Annotated in this window: 10 protein-coding genes and 2 tRNA genes; all 12 read left to right on the forward strand. The window is 53.3% G+C overall.

What is annotated here, in order from left to right; all coding sequences use genetic code 11:
- Positions 1-254, forward strand: a 254-nt coding sequence (locus Q8Q07_06180; GenBank protein ID MDP3879874.1) for a hypothetical protein, incomplete at its 5' end; no start/stop codon positions are given.
- The gene (locus tag Q8Q07_06185; GenBank protein MDP3879875.1) at positions 251-1,393 is read left to right on the forward strand and encodes a tyrosine-type recombinase/integrase; all 1,143 of its coding nucleotides are present in this window, start codon (positions 251-253) and stop codon (positions 1,391-1,393) included. The genes Q8Q07_06180 and Q8Q07_06185, both read left to right, overlap by 4 nt.
- 55 nt (positions 1,394-1,448) lie before the next feature.
- Positions 1,449-1,536 (forward strand) — tRNA-Ser (locus tag Q8Q07_06190).
- Positions 1,537-1,578: 42 nt separating this feature from the next.
- Positions 1,579-1,866, forward strand: a complete 288-nt coding sequence (locus Q8Q07_06195) for a GIY-YIG nuclease family protein (GenBank protein MDP3879876.1) — start codon at positions 1,579-1,581, stop codon at positions 1,864-1,866.
- A 126-nt stretch (positions 1,867-1,992) separates the two neighbouring features.
- Positions 1,993-2,082 (forward strand) — tRNA-Ser (locus tag Q8Q07_06200).
- A gap of 219 nt (positions 2,083-2,301) precedes the next feature.
- Positions 2,302-3,429 carry a DNA-processing protein DprA gene (gene dprA, locus Q8Q07_06205; GenBank protein ID MDP3879877.1) on the forward strand — a complete coding sequence of 376 codons (1,128 nt, stop codon included), beginning with the start codon at positions 2,302-2,304 and terminating at the stop codon, positions 3,427-3,429.
- A gap of 2 nt (positions 3,430-3,431) precedes the next feature.
- On the forward strand, positions 3,432-5,540 hold the full coding sequence (topA, locus tag Q8Q07_06210) for a type I DNA topoisomerase (GenBank protein ID MDP3879878.1): 2,109 nt from the start codon (positions 3,432-3,434) through the stop codon (positions 5,538-5,540).
- Between the two features lie 3 nt (positions 5,541-5,543).
- Entirely contained in the window at positions 5,544-6,503 is a 960-nt protein-coding gene (gene xerC, locus Q8Q07_06215) for a tyrosine recombinase XerC (protein ID MDP3879879.1), read from the forward strand.
- Positions 6,484-7,569 (forward strand): aminopeptidase P family protein, encoded by a 1,086-nt coding sequence (locus Q8Q07_06220; GenBank protein ID MDP3879880.1) that lies wholly within the window; start codon positions 6,484-6,486, stop codon positions 7,567-7,569. Before xerC ends, Q8Q07_06220 begins: the two co-directional genes overlap by 20 nt.
- The gene (efp, locus tag Q8Q07_06225) at positions 7,566-8,123 is read left to right on the forward strand and encodes an elongation factor P (protein ID MDP3879881.1); all 558 of its coding nucleotides are present in this window, start codon (positions 7,566-7,568) and stop codon (positions 8,121-8,123) included. The genes Q8Q07_06220 and efp overlap by 4 nt, the downstream gene beginning before the upstream one ends.
- 72 nt (positions 8,124-8,195) lie before the next feature.
- On the forward strand, positions 8,196-8,840 hold the full coding sequence (locus Q8Q07_06230; protein ID MDP3879882.1) for a PHP domain-containing protein: 645 nt from the start codon (positions 8,196-8,198) through the stop codon (positions 8,838-8,840).
- Positions 8,841-8,879: 39 nt separating this feature from the next.
- Positions 8,880-9,538 (forward strand): formyltransferase family protein (locus Q8Q07_06235; GenBank protein ID MDP3879883.1); only part of this gene is annotated, 659 nt, incomplete at its 3' end.

A 9,538-nucleotide genomic window follows, 5' to 3' on the forward strand; every position in this document is an offset into this window, starting at 1 on the left:
TGGATAATGAAGAAATAGCACGTTGGCTCTCAATCATAGCTCTGCAATATAGTGATGATGAACGTTTTGCCGAAATGACCGGCTTGCCTTATTCCCCAGGCCGTTCTTGGTCAGATTTGGCGTTATACGAAGAAATGATAGGGCAAGAAGTATCACCAGAGATTAGGGAAAAGATAGAAAAACCTATTGAGATAACACCTGAAATAGAGAAAGCGATAGCGAAATACAAAGGGAAAAAGGGAGGCAAAAAATGAGAGGCGCATTAGTTCAAAGGGGTAAAGTCTGGAGCGTGGTACTTTCGACAAAAGATGATAGTGGCAAGTGGAAACAAAAGTGGATTGCCACCGGAGCCAGGTCGAAAAAAGAAGCTCAGCCTGTACTAACCGAGATAATGAGCAAGGTGAATAAAGGAACTTATGTCGCACCAGGTAAACAGACACTAGGAGATTTCCTTAACCAATGGTTACTTGACTATAAAGGCAATTTATCCCCACGTGGTTTTGAGCGGTATGATAGCATCGCTCATGTGCATCTTATCCCCGCTCTTGGCAATATACCCCTAACGCAATTAAGGCCGGAGCAACTTCAAAGATTTTACACCACCGAACTAAACAAGGGACTTAGCCCTCTCACCGTAAGGTACTTTCATGTAGTAATTCACAAGGCTTTGCAGACAGCCCTTGAATATGGAATAGTCTCACGTAATGTAGCCGATGCTGTAAAGGCACCGAAGGCGGAGCATACCGATATGGAGACTTGGGACGGCATGGAGATTGCCCATTTCTTAGAGGTCTCAATAGATAGTCCATATTACGCCTTATTCTATACCGCTTTATTTACCGGTATGCGCCGGTCTGAAATGTTAGCACTTCGCTTTCAGGATATAGATTTCTTACTCAGTCAAGTATCCGTCAGTCGAGGACTTCACCAATTGAAAGACGGCTCCTATGTATTCACACAACCAAAGTCAGCCAAGAGCCGCCGGACTATCGCATTATCACCCGCAGCAATCCTTACGCTAAAAGAGCATAAGGAAAAACAAGGGGCGTTAAAGGCACAACTGGAAGTACAACAAAGGGATAGTGACTTGGTGTTCTCTGACATCGAGGGCAAGCCCTTACGTCCGAACACGGTTACTAGAGCTTGGGCTATTCTAGCTGAACGTGCGGGGCTTAAACCTATACCCCTGCACTCTGCCAGGCACTCTCACGCCTCGATAATGCTGAAGCAAGGCGTAAATCCAAAGATAGTGCAAGAGCGGCTCGGTCATGCTACAATTGCGATAACGATGGATATTTATTCAAGCGTTTTGCCTGGATTACAAGAGGCCGCCGCTAATGGTTTTGATAAAATGGTGTTGCCCCGAACTGAGGTTCAAAATCAAATCCGTTAGCATTTCATTAGCATTTTGGTATTTTGTAAATTAAAAATTCCTAAATTCGTAGCTAGGAGAGGTGTCCGAGTGGTTGATGGTGCCGCTCTCGAAAAGCGGTCTCCGGTTATACCGGAGCGTGGGTTCGAATCCCACCCTCTCCGTTCGCCCTGAGCGATTTATCCTGAGTCTGCCGAAGGAATGAAATGAGTCGAAGGGCAATAACAGACCAAGAATGGTTTTTCTATATCGTCAGGTGCCGAGATGACTCCCTGTATTCCGGCATTACAGTTAACTTAGAAGATCGCCTTAGAGAACATAATAAAGGAACCGGAGCTAAATATACTTCCGTTCGTAGGCCTGTGACTTTGGTTTATTGCGAAAGATATGGTAATGTCTCTGAGGCGAGGCGCCGAGAGGAACAGATTAAAAGATGGTCTAAAACTAAAAAGGAGAGATTGATTGTGGGTTTTCCTCGACTTCGCTCGGACTAAACGAATCCCACCCTCTCCGCCAATTTACGCCAGGGCTACGGCTGGCAAGACGGATGAAACATATGGTATGTTTATATTCTAGCAACTAGTACCGGAAGCCCGGGGATATTTGAGCCGGGTAAACGCGGAGAGGTGCTGGAGTGGCCTATCAGGCACGCCTGGAGAGCGTGAGTAGCCGCAAGGTTACCGTGGGTTCGAATCCCACCCTCTCCGCCAATTTACGCCAGGGCTACGGCTGGCAGGCAGCCAGGAGAAACCGTATTTATGAAGGAGCTAATGCTCCTTCATCATTCCCCCGATAATTGACAGGTTATAGAAGGGCGTCTAAGAGGGGGCTTCGCCTCTTTCTCTATTCTTGAGGCTCTCCGAAAAGGAGGATAGGATTACAAAAACTTCATTGTCTTCAATTTACCGCTATGCTAGAATGGCACTAGCGTGGAAGTGACCAATAAGGAACTTAAATACCGGGTAGGGTTCAGTCTGGTGCCGGGTATCGGCCGGGTCAGACTGACCCAGCTTGAGAACTATTTCCCCAGTCTTGAGGATGCCTGGAAGGCGACCCCGGCCGGGTTAAAGCAGGCTGGACTGGACAGTGGCTCAGTGCGTGCTATCAGCTCCTGGCGACCCAAAATTTCCCTGGAAGCGGAGATGGAAAAGCTGGAGCGCTACGGAGTTAAGGTGCTCGGCTGCCATGACGCGGACTACCCCTCCCGGCTCAAGGAAATCTATGACTATCCGCCGGTACTCTACGTGAGGGGCGCTTTACTCCCCGAGGATGAGTGGTGCCTGGCGGTGGTGGGTACCCGCCGGGCTACGGTCTACGGCCGGCAGGTGACCGAGGAAATGGTGACTGACCTGGCACGGAATAAAATCACTATCGCCAGCGGTCTGGCCAAAGGGATTGATTCGGTAGCCCACCGCGCTGCCCTCGAAGCCGGGGGCAGGAGCATCGCCGTCTTTGCCTGTGGACTGGACAGCGTTTACCCCCCCGAAAACGCCGATCTGGCGCGCCGTATCATGCAGCAAGGGGCTTTAATCAGCGAATACCCTTTGGGTACAAGGCCCAGAGCGGAGAACTTCCCCCGGCGTAACCGTATCCTCAGCGGGATCAGCCTCGGCACCCTGGTTACTGAAGCCGGAGAGAGCAGCGGGGCAATAATTACCGCCCACATGGCTCTGGAACAAAACAGGGAGGTCTTTGCCATTCCAGGCAGTATCCTCTCACCCGCCAGCCGTGGCGCCAACCACATCATACAGGAAGGGGCCAAACTGGTGCGCGACTATTCGGATATCCTGGAGGAGCTTAATCTGACCGCGGTAGCGCATCAGATAGCGATGAAGGAAATTATTCCCGCGTCTGACGCTGAATCCTTGTTACTGAAACAGCTGAACGCCGAGCCTACCCATATTGATGAGGTCTGCCGCTCCAGCGGCCTGCCGGTAGCTACCGTCAGCAGCACCCTGGCGATGATGGAGCTTAAAGGCATGGTAAAGCAAATGGGCGCAATGAACTATGCCCTGGCTAAAGAAGCCAGAGAGCAATACAGGGTAAAAGTAGAATAACAATGACAAAGAAGAACAACCTGGTTATCGTGGAATCGCCGGCCAAAGCCAGAACACTGGCCAGGATACTGGGTAGCGACTACACCCTCAAGGCTTCTCTGGGTCATGTCAGGGACCTGCCGAAAAGCCAGCTGGGTGTGGATATTGAGAACAGCTTCATGCCCAAGTATGTCGTCCCCAGGGTGAAGAGCAAAATTGCCCGGGAGCTGAAAGAAGCCGCACGGGATGCCTCTACAATCTATCTGGCTACTGACCCGGACCGTGAGGGAGAAGCCATTTCCTGGCACCTGGCCACGGTGATGAAGACAAACAAAACACCGTTCCGGCGCGTCGTCTTTCACGAGATAACGGAGGAGGCGGTCAAACAGGCCTTTCAACACCCGCGCGCCGTGGACATGCACCTGGTCAACGCCCAACAGGCGCGGCGCGTTCTGGACCGGCTGGTCGGTTATAAAATCAGCCCGCTGCTCTGGCGTAAGGTCCGGAGAGGTCTATCGGCAGGCAGGGTGCAATCAGTGACGCTGAAAATCATCGTTGACCGGGAACGCGAGATTGAAAAGTTTATCCCGATAGAATACTGGAGCATTGAAGCTGAGCTTACCCGGAAAACAGCCAAAGCTGATGAGCCAGCCTTCCGCGCCCTGCTAATTGGCCTGACCGGCGGCGGCAAGCTGGAGATTCACAGTCAGGCAGAAGCCGTCTCCATCAAAGACGACCTGGAAAAAGCCAGCTACAGCGTTATTAAGGTACAAACAAAGAAGATAACCCGCCAGCCGGCGGCGCCGTTTATCACCAGCACCCTGCAGCAGGAAGCCTGGCGTCGGTTCCGTTTCAGTGCCGGGCAGACAATGGCTATCGCCCAGCAGCTTTATGAGGGCTTACCATTGGGCAAAGAGGGCAGCGTAGGATTGATTACCTATATGCGTACTGATTCCACCCGTGTCGCCCGCTCCGCCGTGGTTGAAGCCAGAGAATTTATCGACAAGAAGTATGGCGCCGAATATGTCCCACCCCACGCCCGCTCTTTCACCAGGGTTGTCAAAGGGGCACAGGAAGCCCACGAGGCGATTCGCCCTACCCAAATACGGCGAGAGCCTTCCTCAATCAAAAACCACCTGAACGCCAACCAGTTCCGACTCTACGAACTCATCTGGAAGCGAATGGTCGCCAGCCAGATGGCCGCGGCGATACTGGACAGCACCACTGTTGACATTGAAGCTGCCTCCCCGGCAACAGGGACTGACTACCTTTTGCGGACTTCCAGTTCCATCATCCGTTTTCCCGGCTTTACCACGCTCTATTCCGAGGGTAAAGACCAGCCTGAAAATGAGAAACAGACCATACTGCCGCGCCTGGAAAAAGACGACCAACTCAGGCTGCTGGGACTCTCCCCGGAGCAGCACTTCACCCAACCTCCACCCCGTTATACCGAAGCCACCCTCATCAGGACACTGGAGCAATACGGCATCGGGCGGCCCAGCACCTATGCCCCTATTCTGTCCACCATTCAGGACCGTGAGTATGTCAGCAAGACCGGCGGGAGCCTGCGGCCGACAGAGCTGGGTATTGTGGTCAATGACCTGGTCAGCCAGTATTTCCCTGATATTGTCGATACCAAGTTTACCGCCCTCATGGAAGACGAACTGGATGAAATCGCCAGTGAGAAAAGGGAGTGGGTGGGCGTCGTCCGGAATTTTTATACCCCCTTCGAGGAGAACCTCGATAAGGCCACACGTCTCATGGAAAGAGTGAAGCTCGCCGACGAAGAAACCGATGAGACTTGCCCTGAGGGACATCCGATGGTAATCAAAATGGGGCGTTTCGGTAAATTCCTCGCCTGCAGCCTCTACCCTGAACACAAATATACCCGGTCCTTCCAGATTAAGACCGGCGCCAAATGCCCCGAGTGTGGCAGTGACATCGTCGAGAAGAAAAACAAGAAGAAGCGCACCTTCTACGGGTGCAGCAACTATCCGGAATGCACTTTCGCCACCAACTATAAGCCCCTCCCCCAGCCCTGCCCCAAATGCGGCAGCCTGCTCACCGAGTACCGGGGCAAGCAGGTGAAGTGCGTCAAGTGCGACTATAAAGGCAAGCTGGATAAGGACTAGTCCATGCAGGAAGTCTTTGATAGATATATAAACTATCTTGAGGCAGAGAAGAATGCTTCTCCTTACACGGTGCGCAACTACGCCACTGACCTGGTGGGCAACTACTCGCGGGGGGTGGAGAAGGGCTTTTTTCAGTTCCTCACATTAAAGAGGATTGAGTCGCTACAGGATGTGGATATCCATACCCTGCGAGACTACATCTCCTGGCTGATGGAGCAGGGGGTGGTCAAAGCCAGCATCGCCCGCAAGCTGTCGGCGGTGCGCTCTTTCTACCGCTACCTGCTGCGGGAAGAAATACTATCATCAAACCCGATGGAAAGGGCTTCTTCACCCAAACTGGACAAGCGTTTACCTGATTTCCTGACCAGCGACGAGATAAACCGGCTCCTGGAAATCCCTGCTACCGTGACGCCCCACGGTCAGCGTAACCGCGCCCTGCTGGAACTGCTTTATGCCTCCGGCCTGAGAGTGAGTGAACTGGTCAACCTTGACCTGTCACAGGTCAATTTTGATACCCGTGAAATCCGAGTACGGGGAAAAGGTTCCAAGGAAAGAATAGTGCTCATGGGCGAGCCGGCGGCAAGAGCGCTGACCACTTATCTCAAAGAGGGTAGATTAAAGCTTCTCGCCGGGAAAAAGACCCCAAAAAGCACCAGCGCCCTGTTCCTCAACCGCTATGGTGAGCGCCTGACGGAACGGAGCGTGCAGATGATGCTGGAAGAATACGCCGGTATCGCCGGTATCGAAAAAAGGGTACACCCCCATATGCTGCGCCATACCTTTGCCACGCACCTGCTTGATGGCGGGGCTGATTTAAGGGTCGTCCAGGAGCTGCTGGGACACGCCAGCCTGTCATCCACCCAGATTTATACCCATGTCAGCAAGAGCCAGGCGAAAAAGGTATACCTGTCAGCCCACCCGATGGCGCGAGAGGTGGAAAAAGATGAAACTGAAGATAGATAACCGGCTGGTCAGGCTGCGCCAGAGCCTGGTAGAGAAAGACCTTGACGCCATTCTGGTATCACAACCGGAGAACCGGTACTACCTTTCCGGTTTTGACGGCTCGGCCGGTTACCTGCTGATTACGGCGCGGGATACCGTTTTAGCTACCGACTTCCGATACCTGGAACAGGTCAAAATACAGGCGCCTGACTATCAGCTTTTTCAGATAACCGGCAATATAACGGAGTGGTTTCCGCGTTTGATATCAGAGCTAAACCTGAAGAGACTGGGTTTCGAATCCGGACATATTACCTTTAGCCTGTACCGGCAGTTATCTGATATACTGGAAACAAGTAAGCCCCATATTCAACTTGTCCCGGTGAACGGAGTAGTCGAGTCCCTGCGGATGATAAAAGAGCCGGCAGAAATCGAGCTTATCACCCGTGCCGTCGAGATAACTGACCGGGCTTTTGAATATATTGAGGAGACAATCCATCCCGGCATGACCGAAGAAGAGGTGGCCTGGGAGATAGAAAAGTTTCAGCGTGAGAACGGCAGCCAGGGCATGCCCTTCGATATTATCGTTGCTTCCGGCCCGAATGCCGCCCTGCCCCACGCCAGGCCCTCCCCGCGCCGGATTAGCGCCGGTGAGCCGGTGGTAATAGATATGGGCGCCAGGGTCGGCGGTTACTCCAGCGACCTCAGCCGTACCATCTGCCCGGGCACGGCGGATAATACCTTCAAGAAGGTGTACGGCACTGTCCTTGAAGCGCAGCTAACCGCCATTGCTAACATCAGGCAGGGCATGGATGGGGGGACAGCGGATGGTTTTGCCAGAGCCGTCATCGAACGGGCGGGGTACGGCGAGGCCTTCGGTCACTCCCTGGGCCACGGCATCGGGCTGGCTCCCCATGAACCGCCGCGCCTGGGGCCGAGCTCGACGGAAACATTGACTACCGGGATGGTATTCAGCATTGAACCCGGCATCTATCTTGCCGGTTGGGGAGGAGTCAGAATCGAAGACTTAGCGGTGATGGGCAAAGACACCGTTAGCCTAATTTCTAAAGCGAGGAAGATGCAGACATGATTAGCGGCAGTGAACTACGAAAAGGCGTTATCATCGAACTGGATGGTAAACTATACCAGGTTACTGATTACCAGCACGTCAAAATGAAGAGAACGGCGCTGGCGCGGGTGAAACTGCGTGATATCCGGGCAGGGCACACTACTGAACAGACCTTCCAGTCAGACCAGAAATTCCCCCGCGTCCGGCTGGAGTTCAAGAACGTACAGTATCTCTATAACGACGGAGACCTGTACTATTTTATGGATGAGGAGACCTTCGAACAGACACCGATTAATGCCAGTCAACTGGGTGATGCCGTCAATTACCTCAAAGAAGGAATGTCCCTGCAGCTATCCAACTACCAGGGAGAACTGGTGGGCGTGGAGATGCCGATTACCGTTGAACTCCAAATAACCGATACAGGCCCTGATTTCAAAGGGGACACGGCTACCGGTGGCACCAAACCGGCCACACTGGAGACCGGCCTTGTTATCCAGGTGCCGATGTTTGTCAGCAATGGGGATAAGGTCAAAGTCGATACCCGAGACGGTAGCTACCTGGAGAGAGCCTCTTGAACTGGCGATGGCTACTTTGGGAACGTTACTCAAAATTGATACTCATCGCAATCTGCCCGGAGAGTTTGAAAAATGCTGAAGGCTGATTTCCATATTCACACCAGCTACTCCATGGACTGCAATACGCCCCTCGAGGATATTGTCAGCCGCTGCCTGGAGACTGGCATCAACTGCATCGCCATCGCCGACCACGGCACCGTCGAAGGCGCACTGGAATTGCAGGGCATGGCCCCCTTCCCGGTCATCATCGCCGAGGAAATCCTGACCCCGCACGGGGAGATAATGGGGATGTTCCTGAAGGAGGGTATCCCCAGCGGCATATCCATCGAAGAAGCGATATCCCGCATCAAGGCCCAGGACGCCCTGGTGTGCCTGCCCCACCCCTTTGACCCGCTCCGCGGCCTCAGGCTCCAGAAAAAGCAGCTGGCCGAACTGGCCGGGCAGGTTGATGCTATCGAAGTGTTCAACGCCAGGAACCCGTTCTTACGGTCGGCGGTTAAGCCCCGGGCTTTCGCCCGGAAGTACGGCATCCCCGGCACGGCCGGTAGTGACGCCCACAGCATTGGCGAAATCGGCAGTACCTATGTCGAAATGCCCGCCTTCAACGGCAAGGATGAATTCCTTGAGGCTCTCAGTAATGGCCGGATTTTCCAGCACCGTTCAAACCCTCTGGTGCACTTGAATACCACCTGGGCAAAATTAAAAAGGGTGTTCTGAAAAACGCCCCGTAAATCCGACAGATGAGGAGCTATATAGTTGACTGACCCCTACCGGATTGGCTGGTTTTCCACAGGGAGAGATAAAGCAGCCAGGGACCTGCTGAGCACGGTAATAAGCAGCATCGAACGGGGCGAGATCGAGGCGGAGATAGCTTTTGTTTTCTGCAGTCGCAAGCCGGGCGAGTCTGAGCAGAGCGACTTATTCATCAAGCTGGTGGAGGGCTACCGGATTCCCCTGATCTGTTTCTCCTATCAGCGGTTCAAAAACAGTCGGGATACCGCCCCCACCCATACCCCTGCCCTGCCCCGATGGAGACTGGACTATGACCGGGAGGTAATAAAGCGACTGGCCGACTTCAAACCTGACCTGTGTGTCCTCGCCGGCTATATGCTGATCGTCAGTGAAGAACTGTGCCGTAAGTATGACATAATTAACCTGCACCCGGCGGCGCCCGGCGGCCCGACCGGCACCTGGCAGGAGGTAATCAGGCAGCTAATTGCGAACGATGCGCGACAAACAGGAGTGATGATGCACCTGGTGACCCCGGAACTGGACAGAGGCCCGGCGGTAGCCTACTGCACCTTCCCTATCAGGGGCGAGCCCTTTGATAAATACTGGCAGGAAATAGAGAGTCTTAAGCATGATAGCGCTACAAAGAAGCGAGCGGAAGATTCTTTATTCAAGCTCATCCGTGA

It is taken from the genome of Dehalococcoidales bacterium, assembly GCA_030698765.1.
In the GTDB taxonomy this organism is placed as follows: domain Bacteria; phylum Chloroflexota; class Dehalococcoidia; order Dehalococcoidales; family UBA2162; genus JAUYMF01.

Coding starts and splice junctions, on each gene's coding strand:
- Q8Q07_06185 (MDP3879875.1), top strand. CDS start 251: ATGAGAGGCGCATTAGTTCAAAGGGGTAAAGTCTGGAGCGTGGTACTT.
- Q8Q07_06195 (MDP3879876.1), top strand. CDS start 1,579: ATGAGTCGAAGGGCAATAACAGACCAAGAATGGTTTTTCTATATCGTC.
- topA (MDP3879878.1), top strand. CDS start 3,432: ATGACAAAGAAGAACAACCTGGTTATCGTGGAATCGCCGGCCAAAGCC.
- xerC (MDP3879879.1), top strand. CDS start 5,544: ATGCAGGAAGTCTTTGATAGATATATAAACTATCTTGAGGCAGAGAAG.
- Q8Q07_06220 (MDP3879880.1), top strand. CDS start 6,484: ATGAAACTGAAGATAGATAACCGGCTGGTCAGGCTGCGCCAGAGCCTG.
- efp (MDP3879881.1), top strand. CDS start 7,566: ATGATTAGCGGCAGTGAACTACGAAAAGGCGTTATCATCGAACTGGAT.
- Q8Q07_06230 (MDP3879882.1), top strand. CDS start 8,196: ATGCTGAAGGCTGATTTCCATATTCACACCAGCTACTCCATGGACTGC.